Origin of the sequence: Serratia sp. 2723, assembly GCF_050434425.1 — a bacterium.
Classification (GTDB): domain Bacteria; phylum Pseudomonadota; class Gammaproteobacteria; order Enterobacterales; family Enterobacteriaceae; genus Chania.
The window spans coordinates 26,519-42,614 of the sequence record NZ_JBNDIN010000019.1 but is presented as its reverse complement, the minus strand read 5'-3'; the positions used below and the strand labels follow the sequence as shown (position 1 = coordinate 42,614).

Here is a 16,096-nt window from a genome sequence, read left to right as displayed (position 1 = left end):
TATCGGTGAACTTCTGGCTGACGTAAACAGAGAAGCAGGCAAAGGACGGCAAGATGCGATTTTCTGTAATATTATCGGTGTGCAGAGAGGCTACGTTCAGGCTGTTAACGCCGCGTTGGGCTTTATGCGTGCTGTCACTGTTGATTTGCAATCAGCTCGCCCTGCTAACCTGGCACGGACTCCTGTCCCCTGAAATATCCCCTGTACACTTATCCAAAGCAGACTTCGCACCAGTAACCACGGGCGGTGGAGGTGAGTCTGAACGTTACCGCTTCACCCTCTTTGGTACTCCGCTACCCTCATCTTCCGCCACTGAGCATTCAGTTTCTGACCAAACCCTGCGTAACGCACCGCCTTCTTCTCTCAAGCTAAACCTGACCGGCATTGTCGCCAGCCCCAATTCAGAGCGTTCCATCGCCATTATCGCCAAAGACAGCAAGCAGTTCAGCCTTGGCGTGGGGGAGTTGGTGCCTGGTTATGACGCCCGAATTGCGTCAATTTTTGCCGATCGTGTTGTTATCTCTTATCGGGGAAATTATGAATCGTTGTTGTTGTTCAGCGAGCAACCCGAGGCCGCTAAAAGTGAAAAAAAAACCTCAACATCGCAGCTAAAGGCTCAGTTGCAAAAGCAGCCGCAAAGCATTCTCAATTACCTGAATATTTCACCGGTGATGGTGGATGACAAACTCATCGGCTATCGACTCAATCCGGGCAAACAAGGGGAGTTATTCCGCCAGGTCGGGCTGCATGAAAACGATCTTGCCATAGCGCTTAATGGCCTGGATCTGCGCGATGCACAGCAGGCTCAACAGGCATTGAAACAGCTTTCAGAACTCAGTGAACTGAATCTTACCGTGGAGCGTGGCGGTCAGTTACAGGATATCTATTTGGCTCTTGGAGATGACTAATTGTTGAATGCAAAAATAATCAGGAGCTTACGCATCGTGCTACTGGCGGTGATGCTGCTTGGTACTCGGCAGGGCTGGAGTGCCGAGTTTTCTGCCAGCTTCAAGGGCACGGATATTCAGGAGTTTATTAACACGGTCAGCAAGAATCTGAATAAAACGGTGATTATCGATCCTGCCGTGCGCGGCACTATCACCGTACGCAGTTATGACATGCTCAATGAGGAGCAGTATTACCAGTTCTTCCTCAGCGTGCTGGACGTTTATGGCTTTGCCGTGGTGGATATGCGTAATGGCGTGTTGAAAGTGGTGCGTTCCAAGGATGCGAAAACCTCTGCGGTGCCGGTAGCCAGCGATGCCCAGCCGGGCGAGGGCGATGAAGTGGTGACACGCGTCGTGCCGGTCAATAACGTGGCGGCACGCGACCTTGCCCCGTTACTGCGTCAATTGAACGATAACGCCGGGGCTGGCAGTGTTGTGCATTATGAGCCTTCCAACGTGTTGCTGATGACCGGGCGTGCGGCGGTGATCAAACGTTTGATGGCGATTGTTGAACGGGTTGACAAAGTCGGTGACCGTAGTGTGGTCACGGTAGCGCTGGCCTATGCGTCTGCTGCGGAAGTCGTCAAACTGGTCACCGAATTGACCAAGGATGCCAGCAAATCAGCGATGCCAAGCCTGATGGTAGCCAATCTGGTTGCAGATGAGCGAACCAACTCGGTCCTGGTCAGCGGGGAACCCAACTCCCGCCAGCGGATTATCGCCATGATCAAGCAGCTGGATCGTGAGCAGGCCGTGCAAGGCAATACCAAAGTGATTTACCTGAAGTATGCCAAAGCCACCGATCTGGTTGAGGTGTTGACTGGCGTCAGTACCAGTATTCAAAGTGAACAACAGAATGCCAAGCCGGCGGAAGCGCTGCGTAAAGACATCACCATCAAAGCCCATGAACAAACCAATTCACTGATACTGATGGCGGCTCCGGATGTCATGCGAGATCTGGAGAAGGTGATAGCCCAGTTGGATATTCGCCGTGCACAGGTGCTGGTAGAGGCGATTATCGCCGAGGTACAAGATGCCGATGGCTTGAACCTGGGGATCCAGTGGGCTAACAAAAATGCCGGAGTGACGCAGTTCACCAATACCGGTTTGCCTATCACCACGGCGATTGCCGGAGCCAATCAATACAATCAGGACGGGACGGTTAATAGCACCCTGGCCAGCGCTCTCAGCAGTTTTAACGGTATTGCTGCCGGTTTTTATCAGGGCAATTGGGCCATGCTGCTGACCGCGCTTTCCAGCAGTAGCAAGAATGACATTCTGGCGACACCGAGCATTGTCACGCTTGACAACATGGAGGCGACGTTCAATGTCGGCCAGGAAGTTCCCGTCCTCTCCGGCTCGCAAACGACATCCGGCGATAATATCTTCAACACGGTGGAGCGCAAAACCGTCGGCATCAAGCTGAAGGTCAAACCGCAGATCAACGAAGGGGATTCCGTGCTGCTGGAGATCGAGCAGGAGGTTTCCAGTGTGGCTGATGCGGCTTCCAGCAGCAGTGCTAATCTGGGGGTGACCTTTAATACCCGCACGGTCAATAACGCGGTACTGGTTGGCAGCGGTGAAACCGTGGTGGTGGGGGGCTTGCTGGATAAAACCGTTCGCGACAGCAGCGACAAGGTTCCGGTGCTGGGGGATATCCCGGTGCTGGGCTATCTGTTCCGCTCCAACAGCAAACAGGTTTCCAAGCGCAACCTGATGCTGTTCATCCGTCCGTCGATCATCCGGGATCGTGACCAGTATCGCCATGCCTCCTCAGAAAAGTATCAGGCTTTTAATCAGGAACAAGACCAGCAGCGTGGCAAACAAGGGAGCGCCGCCACGCTGAACAATGAGGTACTGAAGTTGCCACCCGATCAAAACGGTGCCACTTTCCGCCAGGTTAATGCGGCGATCAGCGCATTCTATTCAACGGGGGGGCGATGAATACCCTCCCCGAGGACCTGAATGAATTACGCCCGCAGTTGCCATTTGCCTATGCGCGCGAGCAACGCATTTTGCTGTTGCGGGATCATGCTGGGTGCCGTGTGCTCCGTCTGGCGGAAACCTCCGCCACAGCATTGCTTGAGGCGCGAAGGGTTGCCGGGTGTGGGCTGACTATCAGTACGGTGTCGGGTGAAGAGTTTGAGAAACAACTGGTGATCAGCTACCAGCGCGATTCGAAAGAGGCGCGACGCATGATGACCGATATCGGCAATGAAATGGATTTTTATACCTTGGCAGAAGAGCTGCCCGACAGCGACGATTTGCTGGATGCCGATGATGATGCCCCTATTATCCGCCTGATCAATGCGATGCTGACCGAAGCCATCAAGGATAAAGCATCGGATATCCACATCGAAACCTATGAACGTCATTTGCAGATCCGTTTTCGGGTCGATGGCGTGTTGCGTGAAATTCTGCGCCCTCAGCGGCGGTTGGCCTCTTTATTGATATCGCGCATCAAGGTCATGGCACGGCTGGATATTGCCGAAAAGCGGATCCCGCAGGATGGGCGCATGGCACTGCGGATCGGTGGCCGAGCCATTGATGTGCGCGTTTCGACCCTACCGTCTAATTATGGTGAACGAATTGTTCTGCGTTTACTGGATAAAAACAGCGTCAGTCTGGATCTCGCCGCGCTTGGCATGTCTGCACATAATCGGCGGCAGATCGATGAACTGATCCAGCGGCCACATGGCATTATCCTTGTCACCGGTCCGACAGGTTCGGGGAAGAGTACCACCCTCTATGCCGCATTGAGCCGGCTCAATGCCAGCGAACGCAATATCATGACGGTCGAAGACCCCATCGAGTATGAACTTGAGGGTATCGGCCAGACGCAGGTAAACCCCAAGGTAGATATGACATTTGCTCGCGGTTTGCGGGCCATTCTGCGTCAGGATCCTGATGTGGTGCTGGTTGGGGAGATCCGCGACAGCGAAACCGCTCAGATTGCGGTTCAGGCATCACTGACAGGGCACCTGGTACTCTCCACGCTGCACACCAACAGCGCGCTGGGGGCCTTATCGCGGCTGCAGGATATGGGCATCGAGCCTTTTTTGCTTTCCACCTCATTACTGGCCGTATTGGCACAGCGCCTGGTTCGTACACTCTGCCCCGATTGTCGTCAAGCTTATGCAGCCGATGCGGTCCTGGCCGATCAGATGGGGATTTTACCCGGAACCCCATTATGGCAACCAAAGGGATGCTCGCAGTGTAATTTTACCGGTTACCGTGGGCGTACTGGTATTCATGAACTGCTGCTGATTGATGACCGAGTGCGTACGGCTATCCACCAGGGAGAGAGTGAATTCACGATTGCTCGTCAATTACGTAATGAATACAAAACATTGCGCCAGGGGGGATTGGAAAAAGTATTGGCGGGCGAGACCAGTTGGGAAGAGGTGATCCGCGTGACCGAAAGCCAGTCTCAGGAAGAGGGATGACATGGCCCTATTTCATTATCAGGCGTTAGACGAGCGCGGCAAAAAACGGCGGGGAGTGCAGGAAGCGGATTCAGCCCGCCACGCCCGTCAACTTTTACGCGAGCAGGGGTTGGTCCCTGTAAGCCTGGACGAAGGGCAGGATGAACGCCAGCAGGCCCAAAGCGGGCGGCCTCTTTCATGGGGGCGGAGGATTAGCAGTGCCGATCTGGCGCTGTTGACTCGTCAGCTTGCGACCTTGGTCGCCGCTTCCTTACCCTTGGAGGAGGCGCTTGATGCCGTGGCAAAACAGAGTGAAAAACCCCGGCAGCGCAGCCTGATGGCCGCAGTGCGCACCAAAGTACTGGAGGGGCATTCCTTGGCTGAGGCCATGAGCGGTTATCCCACCAGTTTTGAGCGGTTGTACTGTGCGATGGTGGCGGCGGGTGAAGCTTCTGGCCATCTGGATCTGGTTCTGAACCGGTTGGCGGATTACACCGAGCAGCGCCAGCAAATGCGAGCTCGTATCCTGCAGGCGATGATTTACCCCTGCGTGCTGACGGTGGTTGCCATCAGCGTGATCGCCATTTTACTTTCCGCCGTTGTGCCCAAGGTAGTGGAACAGTTTATTCACATGAAGCAGGCACTTCCGCTATCAACGCGTGTGCTGATGGGGCTGAGTGACGGAGTTCGAGCCTTTGGCCCTTGGGTGCTGCTGTTGCTGTTATTGGTGCCGATGCTGATGCGTCTGTTGCTGCGCCAGGAAGCGCGGCGCATTGCTTTTCATCGGCAGTTGCTGCGCCTCCCGGTGATCGGACGCATCGCACGAGGGCTCAATACTGCCCGTTACGCCAGAACGCTGAGCATCCTCAATGCCAGCGCGGTGCCATTGCTGCAAGCGATGCGCATCAGCGGAGAGGTATTAACCAATGAATATGCGCGCCGCCAGTTGTCACTGGCGACGGAATCAGTGCGCGAGGGGGTGAGCCTGCATCGGGCTCTGGAAATCACCGCGCTGTTTCCCCCGATGATGCGGCATATGATCGCCAGCGGTGAACGCAGTGGGGAACTGGACAGCATGTTGGAACGCGCGGCAGACAATCAGGATCGAGAGTTTACTGCCCAAATGCAGTTGGCATTGGGGCTGTTTGAGCCATTGCTGGTGGTGAGTATGGCGGGCGTGGTGCTGTTTATCGTTTTGGCGATCCTGCAGCCAATCCTGCAATTAAATACTTTGATGAGTATGTAAATTCAATCTGCAACTAACGGAGAGAAAAATGCGGCAACAGCGTCAGCGAGGTTTTACCCTGCTGGAAATTATGGTGGTGATTGTGATCCTGGGCATCCTGGCGAGTCTGGTAGTGCCTAACCTGATGGGGAATAAAGAAAAGGCCGACCATCAGAAGGTCGTCAGCGATATTGTCGCGCTGGAGAGCGCGTTGGATATGTACAAGCTGGATAACAGCCGATATCCCACCACCGAACAAGGGTTGCAGGCACTGGTGACCAAGCCCTCGGCACAACCGGAACCGCGCAGTTATCCCCAAGGTGGCTATATTCGCCGTTTGCCGCAGGATCCCTGGGGGGCAGACTATCAGTTGCTTAGCCCGGGCCAACACGGTCAGTTAGACGTTTTCTCTTATGGCCCAGATGGCATACCGGACACCGAGGATGATATCGGTAACTGGACTATTGGTAAGAAGTAGTGCGCCAACGCGGCTTTACGTTGTTGGAAATGATGCTGGTTGTGCTGCTGATCGGGAGTGCAGCCAGTTTGGTGATCATGTCATTTCCGGCCATGCAACAAAATAACCCGCAGCTACAGCTGAAACGCTTTCAGGCTCAGTTGGCGTTCGCCATGGATGCCTCGGTGCAAAATGACCAGTTGCTGGGGATCCAGGTTCGACCAGATGGCTGGCAATTCCAAATGCTACAGCGTCAGGCCGCTGAAAAACGCGGGGCAGTCTCTGGCTCGGATAGTTGGCAAGGTTACGTTTGGCAGAATTGGCAACCCCGTCAGGCGGCGTTAGGGAGCCAAATGCCTGATGATATCCGGCTCAAGCTGCATTTCCCCGATCGGCAGGAGTGGCCGCGTGCTGCGGAGTCGGCACCGGAACCCGATATTCTGCTGTTACCCGGCGGGGAGGTGACACCGTTTGAGCTGGTTTTCAGTGAGGCCGGTAGCCAACCATTGGTTTGGCTTCGTGTAGACGCAGCAGGCGCGATCGATTCGTCAGCAAACGGAGCAACACAATGAACACCCAAAGAGGGATGACGTTGCTCGAAGTGCTGGTGGCACTGATCGTTTTCGCTTTGGCGGGGTTAGCCGTGCTGCAAACCACGGCACAACAGGCTGGCAGCATTGGCCGTATGGAGGAAAAAATACTGGCAAGCTGGTTGGCGGATAATCAACAGGTCAGGTTACATCTTGAGAAAACCTGGCCGGAAAAGCGCTGGATCGGCACCACGGTGACCTATGCGGGCGAGGAGTGGTCTCTACGCTGGCAGGGGGTTGATACCGAACTGGGTCAATTACGGGCACTGGATGTTGAGGTGCGGCGTCATAAAGAAGACGCTGCGCCAGTGGTTTCTTTACGCAGCTACGTGGTGCGGGAATGAATTGTCGTCGCCAGCGGGGCTTCACACTGCTTGAGATGCTGTTGGCATTGGCGATTTTTGCTGCGTTGAGCATCAGTGCCTTCCAGGTGTTGCAGGGGGTAATGCGCAATGATGAGATTTCGCAGCGCAAAGCGCAGCGGTTGGCCGAGCTTCAACGTGCCTTTATACAGTTGGAAGGGGATTTCGGTCAGATCATCCCCCGCCATGCCAGAGGGAATGAACGCGTATTTTCAGCGGCGCGCTATCAATTACAAAGTGAGGACTGGGGTGTTTCTTTCATGCGCAACGGTTGGCAAAACCCGATGGGGATGTTGCCTCGCGCCGAGCTACAACCGGTGGGATATCGTCTGCGCCATCAGCAGTTAGAGCGGTTGAGCTATGCCCATGCGGATCCGCTCGTTGGGGAAGCACCGGTGGTCAAGGTTTTGCTCGATGAGGTCAGTGTCTTTCGTCTGCGCTTTTTTGCTGAGGGTACGTGGCGGGAGAGTTGGGACAGCGCGTCGAGTTTGCCGCAGGGGATTGAAGTGACATTGGTGGTTGCTGGCGTGGGTGAATTGACCCGTCTGTTTTTGATCACGGCGGTGGGGCAAGAATGAGGGCGCGGCAAAAGGGCGTTGCCCTGCTGGTGGTGTTGCTGATCCTGGCGCTGATGGTGACGATTGCTGCGACCATTGCCGAGCGAAACGGGCGTACCTATCTGCGTACCGCAGCTCATTTGGATCGCCAGCAGGCGAAATGGTACGCCCGCTCGGCAGAAGCACTGGCGGCGAAAATTTTGCAACGAGATGCGCTGGACTCACCGAATAAAACGCATTTGGCGCAAAACTGGGCGCAAGAACAGCGCCGTTTCCCCGTTGAAGGCGGGGAGGTGTTTGGGCAGATTGTTGATGGTCAGGCCTGCTTTAATCTCAATGCCATTAACCAAGGGGCCGTCAGTGAGGGGGGGCAGCCGACATTGCCTTACCCTACCCAGGTTTTCAGACAGTTGTTAATCAACCTGGGTGAAGACTCCCTGCGCGCTACGCAGATAGCCGCGGCATTGCGTGACTGGATAGACAGTGACAGCGAGACAGGCATTGAAGGGGCTGAAGATGAGGTCTATATGGCCCAGGCGGTGGCTTACTTGCCCGCCAATCAACCCATGCAGGATGTCAGCGAGTTGCGCACCGTCTCTGGGGTTGATGCCAGCCTTTATCGGCGTCTTTTACCTTACGTTTGCGCGCTGCCAACACAGACTCTGTTGGTCAACGTTAATACCCTGAGTGAGTCTCAAGGGCCATTACTGGCGGCGCTATTTCTCAAGGAGCTTGATTCAGCCATGGCGACTCGATTGTTACAACAGCGTCCACGTGAAGGGTGGAGCAGCACGACGGCATTTTTGGCACAGGTTGCCCTTAAGGACATCGACACCTCAACGGTCAGATCGCTGTTGACGATAAAGAGTGAGCTGTTTTTAGCCAGTTTTACCGTACTGATGGGGGAGACTCACTATAGCCAGCGCAGCCTGTTGCGCAAAGCCGGTAACAGTTTCCAGGTGGTACAGCGGCAATATGGATTAAGCATGAGGGTGGAGCCTTGATGCCTAACAGAAAGCCCCGTGAGCAAGCCAGGTTGATATTGCGCTTACCCAGCGATGAAACGCAGCCAGTGCAGTGGTATTTCGCCTCAGCAGATGGCCATCAGCAAGGCAGCTTGGCTATGGGGGAGAACGATGACCAATTGATGAGCCTGCTTGCCAGATACCCTGCCTGGGTATTGGTGCCTGCGAGCGAGTTGGTTTTCCATCGTGTGACGCTGCCTCGTCGTGCCAGGCGTCAGCGTTTGCAAGTCCTGCCGTTTATGCTGGAGGAGCAACTGGCAACGGAGGTTGAACGGCTGCATTTTGCCATTTTGCAGCAAAGTGGCGATGTATGTGACGTTGCGGTAGTTGATAAAAGCCTGATGCATCAGTGGATAGCCCGTTGTGAACGTCTGGGGGGGCAGGTGCAGGCAATGTTGCCAGATGTGCTGGCGTTACCCTTGGCCGCCAACGGTTGGAGTGCGGTCAGTCTCAATGACCAATGGTTGTTCCGCCGGGAAAAGCATGCCGGCATGATTGTTGAATCCTCCTGGTTATCGGAGTTTTTGGCCGTGTGGGCACCGCCGGTAATTGAAAGCTACTCCGCGCCACCAGCATCAACCGCTAGCCCTCCGGAATGGCGTGTTCAACCACCACGGGATTTACTGCAACTGGCGGCAGAAGGCGTGCATGATTGCGGAGCCGATCTGCGTCAGGGCGAATTTACCCGCTCTAGCCCCTGGCTTGCACGATTACGCCCCTGGCGAACCGTGATGATGGCATTAACGGGGTATTTACTGCTGTTGTGTGTGAGCGCCGGGCTATCTCATTACCGGCTTTGGCAACAGACTGAACATTGGCGGCAGGAAAGTGTGCGGGTCTACCAACAGCTGTTTCCGGCTGATAAAAAGGTGGTTAATCCACGCGTGCAGATGCAGCAGCACTTGCAGCAATTACAGCCTATCGAGCAAGCCGGTGTGGTCGCACAGATGCACCAATTGCAACAGCTGATGGCGGAGAACTCGGCAATCCGGTTCCAGGCGCTGTCTTATGACGCTGGCCGTAAAGAGCTGAAGGTCGATGTACAGGCGGCCTCTTTTCAGGCGTTGGAACAGTTTCAGGTTGCTGCCGGGCAGCGTTACCAAGTGCAACCTGGCGAAATCAAGCAGGATCCAACTGGGGTAGAGGGCCGACTGACTCTGGGGATAAAGGATGAATGAACTCAAGCACCGCTGGCTACAGCTCAGCCTTCGGGAACAAGGTTTGGTACTGGGCTGTGGTGTATTGGTTATCGTGAGCTTGTGCTACTACGCACTATGGCTGCCCTGGCAACAACAGGCTAGCCAATGGCAGCGTACTATCGCCCGTGAAAAAAACACGGTGGAATGGATGTTGCAACAGGCTCCGCGCTTGCGCCAACAGGGGGCACAACCCATACAGGAGACCACCCTAAGCTTGTCGGCCAGGGTGGCACAGAGCGCTGCAGCTCAAAACATGAACATTACCCGCATGCAGCCTCAGGGAGAGCGGCTGGCGGTCACGCTGGAACCTGGCGATTTTAATGCCTTGATGCTTTGGCTCACACAGTTGGAAAAGCGCTATAGCGTTCGCATTGTGGCGCTTGAGGTGGCGATGCGTCCCGATAAACCAGGATGGGTGACGGTAAACAAACTGATGCTGGAGCGCAGCGATGGGCGCTAAAGCCAAAAAGGCCGTGCTTTTGTTGGCTTGTTATCTCCTATTGCTGGGAGGCCACGCGCCGGCACGGGTATTACAAGCTTTTATACCCGCAGATATGAAGGTCGGTGGCTTTTCTGGTTCCCTGTGGCAGGGCAGTTTGCACCAGTTAAGCTGGCGTAACATTATGCTGGCAAAACTGCACTGGCAGTTCACTTTCTCCTCTTGGATGCCGGCCTTAGAGATTGAGCTAAGGGATCCGCAAGGCTTGCAGGGAGCCGGTATTCTGCGTGGTTGGCTGGATCTTCAACTGCATGAGTGGCAACTCTCTGTTCCTGCAGATGTTGTGCGCCAACAGTTGTCGTTGCCTTTGCCGATCACCGCCCAGGGAGAGCTGCAACTGCGGTTGCAACAAGGAGAGTTCAGTTCCGCTGGTTGCCGGAGTCTTGGCGGTGGTGTCGTCAACTGGCAGCACGCACAGTTGGCGACCCCGTTGGGGACGTTGGAACTGGCCAACGTGCAAGGCCAGTTGAGCTGTGATGGAAAAGGGGCTCTGGTGTTGGTGTTGAAACAGGACTCCGCTCATCTGAGCCTGACGGGGCGTGGCACCGTCGGATTTGACGGGCGCTATCAGTTCAATGGTCAGGTGCGCCGAGGGCCGGTATTACCGGAGACGATGAGGCCACTGATAAATCAGTTAGGCAGGGCCAACGATCAGGGGCAGATAACCTGGCAGGTTCAGGGGCGGTTGAATTAAACGGTACCAGGCTGTCTTAAAAGGTTGGGTAGGTACTTGACTGACTGCGGGGAGGTTTTTTGAGTTTATTACTGGATTTTACGGTTGCATTTCCCCTCCTCTGGCTGGGTGTCGTGGGGATGTTTGGGGCCATAGTGGGTAGCTTTCTGAACGTGGTGATTTACCGATTACCGGTGATGCTGGAGAAGCAATGGCAGCGTGAGTCGCTCGTGCAACTGGCGCTGCCCTTACCTGAATCCATACCGCGCTTTGATCTGCTATTACCGCACTCCTGTTGCCCGCATTGCCAGCATCGTATTGCGGCCAGGGACAATATACCCCTGCTGAGTTTTCTGTTGTTAAAGGGGAAGGCTCGTTGCTGTGGTGAGCGGATCCCAAGGCGCTACCCGCTGGTTGAGGTGGCAACGGCTATGATGTTTGTGCTGACGGCGCTTATATTCCCGCTAGGTTTCCCCTTGCTGGGCGCCTGGATATTGCTCTCTTTTTTGCTGACGCTGGCAGTTATTGACCACCAGACACAACTATTGCCAGATGTGCTGACGTTGCCACTGCTGTGGATCGGACTGTTATTCAATATTCAGGGGCATTTTGCCTCGTTGGAACAGGCGACGATTGGCGCAGCGGCAGGTTATGTCTGCCTATGGAGCGTGTTCTGGCTATTCAAGCTGGCAACCGGTAAAGAGGCTCTCGGCTATGGTGATTTTAAATTACTTGCGGCGTTAGGGGCCTGGTTAGGTTGGCAAGCGTTGCCACAGGTGATTTTGGTGGCGGCGGCCAGTGGGCTGCTGGTTACGCTGATACAGCGCGGGTTGGCGAAACAAGATTTTAATCAACCGTTAGCCTTTGGTCCATGGCTCGCCGTGTCGGGCGTGGTCAATATGTTTATACCCTGGAGCCTTTAAGCTGAAAATAGCGCATTAGAGGCGCCAGTAAGAGCTTGAGGTGTTTTGAAGTCCCCTTACCAGCCATTCTGAGTTGACGGTAAGGGGAGCATAACGGTAAAAACTCCCCTCATGCTCCGTGTAGAACTCCGAATTAACCCCAAGTTATTCCAATAGCCTGGGGGGGGATCAGGCCGTACGCAAATGCTTTCTGCTACCCAACAGTGCCCAGCCGCTCAGTAGTGCCATCATCATCAGATAATAGCTTGGTGCCAGGCTGGTCCCGGTTGCGGTGATCAGCAGGGTGCAGATCAGCGGCGCAAAGCCACCAAATACCGTCACCGCCACGTTGTAGCCGATCGCCATACCGCTGGCCCGTGTTGCCATCGGGAACAGATCGGCCATCACCGAAGGCACCGTCGAGAAGTAGATGGACTTCAGCAAGGCCAGCCAGCCAACCATCAACATCAGCATCATTGGCGAAGTGTGGTTCACCACCAGCAGGAATGCCGGGTAAATAGTCAGCAGCAGCAGGAGCAGCGAACCCCACATCAACGGCAGGCGGCCGATTTTTTCCGCCCATAATCCCATTATCGGGGTGACTACCGTTAAAATCACACCGGCTAACAGGGTCGCACTAAAGGCGGCGGAACCGGACAGATTCAGGTTTTTGGTGGCATAGGTGGGTACATAATTCAGCATGTAGTTGATGGCGGTGGAAATCACCATCAGTCCGATGGCCAACAACAGCAGATTTTTTTGATTACCGACCAGCATCTTTAACGGTGCTTCGGGTTTCTGCTGCTGTACGAAGCTGGCCGGCTCATGTACATGACGGCGGATATACAGCCCCACCGGGCCGATCAGCAGCCCAAAAGCAAAGGGAATACGCCAGCCCCAGTCCTGGATTTGGCTTTCTGTCAGCCAGTGGGTCATACCTAACCCGAAGGCGGAAGCCATCAGCGTGCTGGCGCCTTGCGTGGCAAACTGCCAACTGGCGATAAACGCCTTGCGCTCCGGGAAGTGTTCGACCAGAAAGGCGGTTGAACTGCCAAACTCTCCACCGGCGGAAAAACCCTGAATCAGTCGGGCAAACAGGATCATCAGCGGAGCCGCCAGCCCAATGGTGGCGTAAGACGGCATAAAGGTGATGATCGCACCGCCAAGCAGCATCAGGCTGATGGACATCAAAAGTGCCTTCTTGCGGCCAACCCGATCGGCGTAGGCTCCGAGCACCACCGCACCCAGTGGGCGGATCAGGAATGAGACACCAAAGCTGCCGAAAGTCAGCAACAATGAAACGGCGGGATCCTCCGTAGGGAAAAAGGCATGGGCGATATAGCTGGCGAAAAAGCCATAAACCGCGATATCGAACCATTCCAACGCGTTGCCGATGCAGGTGGCAAACAGCGTTTTATACAAATTGGGCTTGGCCGCTACGCTATCCTGTTGGGCTATGGTGCTCATGAGGACTCTCCTGTCCGGCGTTGTGCCAGGATAGTGCTGCCATTTTCGCCCAACTCCCAGAACAGGCGAGTCATGATCTGCAATCCTTCACGAGCGATGGATTTCAGCATATGCTCATTGACCCCGTGTTGACCACAGGCCGGATAGGAGTGGGGGATCCACAACGTCGGCAGCCCCAGCGTATCGGCAAACACGTCATTAGGCAGCGAACCGCCCAGGTTGGGTAGCAATGCGGGTTTTTTGCCGCTGGTTTGTTGCAGGATCTCAAGTGTCCAAGGAACGAGTGGGTCTTGTGGATTGAGCCGGGTGGCCGGTGAACCATGCAGCCATTCCACCTCTACATTGTCAAAGCCGTGTAATTGCAGATGCTGTTGGATATGGTTAACCAGATTTTGCCAGTCGGTACCGACCACGAAGCGCAGTTGGCATACCGCCATGGCGCTGCCAGGAATGGCGTTCATTGGCCTAGCCGGGTTGCCCGTTTGATAGGCCAGCACTTCAAGCGTATTCCAACCATACAGGCGCTCGCTTGGGGTCAGGCCAGCCTCACCCCAGTTCTCTTCGATTGCTGGATCGCCAGCTTGGCCGCCAACGCTGAGATCGCGCAAAATGGCACGCAGGTTGTCATCCAGAGGGGCGGGTTTCAGCGCTGCAACCTGTAACTGGCCGTGTTGATTAACCAGAGAGGCGATGGCATTAGCCAGTTGGGTTCCGGGATTGCTGAGTAATCCACCCCAGTTGCCAGAGTGATAGGCGTTATCCCTGGCGTGAATACTGAGGCGGAAATTGATGCAGCCGCGTGAGCCAAGGAACAACGTGGGCTGTGTGGCGTTCAGCCGTGGGCCATCGGAAGCGATAAACAGGTCGGCTTGCAGCAATTCGCGTTGCTGCTGGCAAATGGCCGCTAGCCCAGGGGAACCGATCTCTTCGCCCATTTCGAAAATCAGCTTGCAGTTGAATCCTAGTTTGCCCCCGCGTGCGTGGAAAACCTGCTCCAGCGCCGCCAGGTTAATACTGTGCTGCCCTTTGTTATCCGCGCTGCCGCGGCCATACCAACGGTCACCTTCTTCACTCAGTTCCCAAGGTGAAAGGTCTGCGCGCCAGTTTTCATCGTCGCCGAAGACCACATCGCCGTGGCCATAGCTCAGCAAGGTGGGCAATGAGGGATCTTCAATGCGTACGGCGATCAGAAACGGGCGGTTGACCGCTTCCGGGTTATCGAACAGTTGCAACTCAAAACCCAATGCCCGTAATGGCGGCATGAGTTCCTGTTCGAGGTAGAGCAAAATGCCGGCATCGTCGTCATGCCGCTGGCTTTCGGTGGCCAGCGCGATGCGCCGCGCCAATAGGCGGCGGAATTCTCCACTGTCAAAATACGCTGTCGCCAAAGCGACGGCCTGTTCACCCGTCATGATGATTTTCCCCGTTGTGTCTGCGTTGTGTTGTTTTACTTGTTGTGTTTGTTATCTAAGCTAAAATCGGGGTTTGCCACAATTATCCATTTAACAAACAAGCTTTGCTTTAAAGGCAACGGTCGTTTGCTGTTTGGCAAGCTTTGCACCATGGAGAGGGACAGCATGTTGAGTAGCGAGGTTCGCTTTTTTCTGGTGGTCGCCAACTGTGGTTCACTCAGTGCGGCCAGTGAACAGCTGTTTGTGGCGGTATCGGCGATCAGCAGGCAGATCCAGCGCCTGGAAGTGCAGGTTGGCACGCCATTGTTCGAACGCCACGCGCGGGGGATGGTGCTGACCGAGGCCGGGCAGATTTTTGAAAACCATATTCGTAAAAGCCTGTTGAATATTGAGCAGGCGGTGGCAGAAATCAAAGGGTTGAAAGCCGAACGGCGTACCGCACTACGCGTGGCCTGTAGCAACGGAGTGGCCTTTATGCTGATGCCACAGCTGATGGCGCATTTTCGTGCAGAACACCCGGCTGTCAGCTTCGTGTTGACGGTGGCAGACACTAAAACCTTGGCGCGGTTGGTACGCAATGGCGAGTGTGACATGGTGCTGCAGTTTAGTTTGCACCCGGAGCGGGGCGTTGAGGTAGCGGCTTCGTGGCCAGCACCGGTCTTGTTGTTGATGAGAAAGGAGCATCCATTAGCCGACAGGCAGGTGGTTCTGGCGGATCTCTGCCAGTATCCGGTATGTCTGCCAGAGCCTGGATCCACGGTACGCCAGCTGTTTGATATCTCTTGTCAGATGAATGGCACCTTCATTGAACCCGTACTAACCTGTGATAACTTCTCCACGCTGTACTATTTTTTACAGGGCTCCCCGCTGGCGATTACCATCTGTAGCCAATTTACAGCAATGCCGTTGTTGCAGCCTCAAGGATTGATCCTGAAACCTTTTGCGGCCGAGCAGCAAAGTCCGCGTACCTTGCAGCTGCAATTGCCACTGGGGCGGCAGCGGAGCACGGCTTTGGCGTTGTTTGTGGACCATATTAATCAGACATTAAGTCGTGAAGAACGGGCCATCGGTGAGAAATTCGGCATATAAGCCGTTTTTTAATCGACAAGATAAATAATCTGTTGATTACGCTTGATTGTTCCAGTCTGGCTGTATTATATTGCGCTCCACGGAAACGGTACCCCTTCCGACAGATTTCGCCGGCTTAGCTCAGTAGGTAGAGCAACTGACTTGTAATCAGTAGGTCACCAGTTCGATTCCGGTAGCCGGCACCATATAAGAAACCCCAGCAGAAATGCTGGGGTTTTTTGTCTTTGGGCATCCATAATGCGGCGCAGCCAATGACCGCGCCCTTCG

16 protein-coding genes and 1 tRNA gene are annotated in these 16,096 nt (G+C 54.9%); 15 read left to right on the top strand and 2 right to left on the bottom strand.

Annotation, left to right across the window (positions count from 1 at the left end):
* The first annotated feature begins 53 nt into the window (after positions 1–53).
* The 13 genes from gspC to ABIE29_RS21655 are packed head-to-tail and all read left to right on the top strand — an operon-like array spanning position 54 to position 11,882.
* Complete coding sequence (gspC, locus tag ABIE29_RS21715) at positions 54–908, top strand: type II secretion system protein GspC (RefSeq protein ID WP_429621201.1); 855 nt, start codon at positions 54–56, stop codon at positions 906–908.
* An 18-nt stretch (positions 909–926) separates the two neighbouring features.
* Positions 927–2,891: a type II secretion system secretin GspD gene (gene gspD, locus ABIE29_RS21710; protein WP_429621244.1), complete on the top strand. Its 1,965-nt coding sequence runs from the start codon at positions 927–929 to the stop codon at positions 2,889–2,891.
* Positions 2,888–4,393: a type II secretion system ATPase GspE gene (gene gspE, locus ABIE29_RS21705; protein ID WP_429621199.1), complete on the top strand. Its 1,506-nt coding sequence runs from the start codon at positions 2,888–2,890 to the stop codon at positions 4,391–4,393. Before gspD ends, gspE begins: the two co-directional genes overlap by 4 nt.
* Position 4,394: 1 nt before the next feature.
* A complete protein-coding gene (gene gspF / locus ABIE29_RS21700) occupies positions 4,395–5,618 on the top strand; it encodes a type II secretion system inner membrane protein GspF (RefSeq protein ID WP_429621197.1) in 1,224 nt (407 codons plus the stop codon).
* A 28-nt stretch (positions 5,619–5,646) separates the two neighbouring features.
* Positions 5,647–6,075 carry a type II secretion system major pseudopilin GspG gene (gene gspG, locus ABIE29_RS21695; protein ID WP_024530061.1) on the top strand — a complete coding sequence of 143 codons (429 nt, stop codon included), beginning with the start codon at positions 5,647–5,649 and terminating at the stop codon, positions 6,073–6,075.
* Positions 6,075–6,626, top strand: a complete 552-nt coding sequence (gspH, locus tag ABIE29_RS21690; protein WP_429621195.1) for a type II secretion system minor pseudopilin GspH — start codon at positions 6,075–6,077, stop codon at positions 6,624–6,626. The genes gspG and gspH overlap by 1 nt, the downstream gene beginning before the upstream one ends.
* The gene (gspI, locus tag ABIE29_RS21685; RefSeq protein WP_429621193.1) at positions 6,623–6,988 is read left to right on the top strand and encodes a type II secretion system minor pseudopilin GspI; all 366 of its coding nucleotides are present in this window, start codon (positions 6,623–6,625) and stop codon (positions 6,986–6,988) included. Before gspH ends, gspI begins: the two co-directional genes overlap by 4 nt.
* Positions 6,985–7,584: a type II secretion system minor pseudopilin GspJ gene (gspJ, locus tag ABIE29_RS21680; RefSeq protein WP_429621191.1), complete on the top strand. Its 600-nt coding sequence runs from the start codon at positions 6,985–6,987 to the stop codon at positions 7,582–7,584. The genes gspI and gspJ overlap by 4 nt, the downstream gene beginning before the upstream one ends.
* Positions 7,581–8,567 (top strand): type II secretion system minor pseudopilin GspK, encoded by a 987-nt coding sequence (gspK, locus tag ABIE29_RS21675; RefSeq protein ID WP_429621189.1) that lies wholly within the window; start codon positions 7,581–7,583, stop codon positions 8,565–8,567. The genes gspJ and gspK overlap by 4 nt, the downstream gene beginning before the upstream one ends.
* On the top strand, positions 8,567–9,766 hold the full coding sequence (gspL, locus tag ABIE29_RS21670) for a type II secretion system protein GspL (protein ID WP_429621187.1): 1,200 nt from the start codon (positions 8,567–8,569) through the stop codon (positions 9,764–9,766). Before gspK ends, gspL begins: the two co-directional genes overlap by 1 nt.
* Positions 9,759–10,247 carry a type II secretion system protein GspM gene (gspM, locus tag ABIE29_RS21665; protein ID WP_429621185.1) on the top strand — a complete coding sequence of 163 codons (489 nt, stop codon included), beginning with the start codon at positions 9,759–9,761 and terminating at the stop codon, positions 10,245–10,247. The genes gspL and gspM overlap by 8 nt, the downstream gene beginning before the upstream one ends.
* Positions 10,237–10,980: a type II secretion system protein N gene (locus tag ABIE29_RS21660; RefSeq protein WP_429621183.1), complete on the top strand. Its 744-nt coding sequence runs from the start codon at positions 10,237–10,239 to the stop codon at positions 10,978–10,980. Before gspM ends, ABIE29_RS21660 begins: the two co-directional genes overlap by 11 nt.
* Before the next feature lie 59 nt (positions 10,981–11,039).
* Positions 11,040–11,882 carry a prepilin peptidase gene (locus ABIE29_RS21655; RefSeq protein ID WP_429621181.1) on the top strand — a complete coding sequence of 281 codons (843 nt, stop codon included), beginning with the start codon at positions 11,040–11,042 and terminating at the stop codon, positions 11,880–11,882.
* Positions 11,883–12,050: 168 nt separating this feature from the next.
* On the opposite strand, the gene ABIE29_RS21650 is transcribed toward ABIE29_RS21655, so the two are convergent.
* On the bottom strand, positions 12,051–13,328 hold the full coding sequence (locus tag ABIE29_RS21650; protein ID WP_429621179.1) for an MFS transporter: 1,278 nt from the start codon (positions 13,326–13,328) through the stop codon (positions 12,051–12,053).
* Positions 13,325–14,740, bottom strand: a complete 1,416-nt coding sequence (locus ABIE29_RS21645) for a M20 family metallopeptidase (protein WP_429621177.1) — start codon at positions 14,738–14,740, stop codon at positions 13,325–13,327. The genes ABIE29_RS21650 and ABIE29_RS21645 overlap by 4 nt, the downstream gene beginning before the upstream one ends.
* A gap of 165 nt (positions 14,741–14,905) precedes the next feature.
* Here ABIE29_RS21645 and ABIE29_RS21640 point away from each other — a divergent pair, with 165 nt between their 5' ends.
* Both ABIE29_RS21640 and ABIE29_RS21635 read left to right on the top strand, forming a co-directional pair.
* Entirely contained in the window at positions 14,906–15,829 is a 924-nt protein-coding gene (locus ABIE29_RS21640) for a LysR family transcriptional regulator (RefSeq protein WP_429621175.1), read from the top strand.
* Positions 15,830–15,938: 109 nt separating this feature from the next.
* A tRNA-Thr gene (locus tag ABIE29_RS21635) sits at positions 15,939–16,014 on the top strand.
* The last annotated feature ends 82 nt before the right edge of the window (positions 16,015–16,096 follow it).

Coding starts and splice junctions, on each gene's coding strand:
- gspC (WP_429621201.1), top strand. CDS start 54: ATGCGATTTTCTGTAATATTATCGGTGTGCAGAGAGGCTACGTTCAGG.
- gspE (WP_429621199.1), top strand. CDS start 2,888: ATGAATACCCTCCCCGAGGACCTGAATGAATTACGCCCGCAGTTGCCA.
- gspF (WP_429621197.1), top strand. CDS start 4,395: ATGGCCCTATTTCATTATCAGGCGTTAGACGAGCGCGGCAAAAAACGG.
- gspG (WP_024530061.1), top strand. CDS start 5,647: ATGCGGCAACAGCGTCAGCGAGGTTTTACCCTGCTGGAAATTATGGTG.
- gspI (WP_429621193.1), top strand. CDS start 6,623: ATGAACACCCAAAGAGGGATGACGTTGCTCGAAGTGCTGGTGGCACTG.
- gspJ (WP_429621191.1), top strand. CDS start 6,985: ATGAATTGTCGTCGCCAGCGGGGCTTCACACTGCTTGAGATGCTGTTG.
- gspK (WP_429621189.1), top strand. CDS start 7,581: ATGAGGGCGCGGCAAAAGGGCGTTGCCCTGCTGGTGGTGTTGCTGATC.
- gspL (WP_429621187.1), top strand. CDS start 8,567: ATGCCTAACAGAAAGCCCCGTGAGCAAGCCAGGTTGATATTGCGCTTA.
- gspM (WP_429621185.1), top strand. CDS start 9,759: ATGAATGAACTCAAGCACCGCTGGCTACAGCTCAGCCTTCGGGAACAA.
- ABIE29_RS21660 (WP_429621183.1), top strand. CDS start 10,237: ATGGGCGCTAAAGCCAAAAAGGCCGTGCTTTTGTTGGCTTGTTATCTC.
- ABIE29_RS21650 (WP_429621179.1), bottom strand. CDS start 13,328: ATGAGCACCATAGCCCAACAGGATAGCGTAGCGGCCAAGCCCAATTTG.
- ABIE29_RS21645 (WP_429621177.1), bottom strand. CDS start 14,740: ATGACGGGTGAACAGGCCGTCGCTTTGGCGACAGCGTATTTTGACAGT.
- ABIE29_RS21640 (WP_429621175.1), top strand. CDS start 14,906: ATGTTGAGTAGCGAGGTTCGCTTTTTTCTGGTGGTCGCCAACTGTGGT.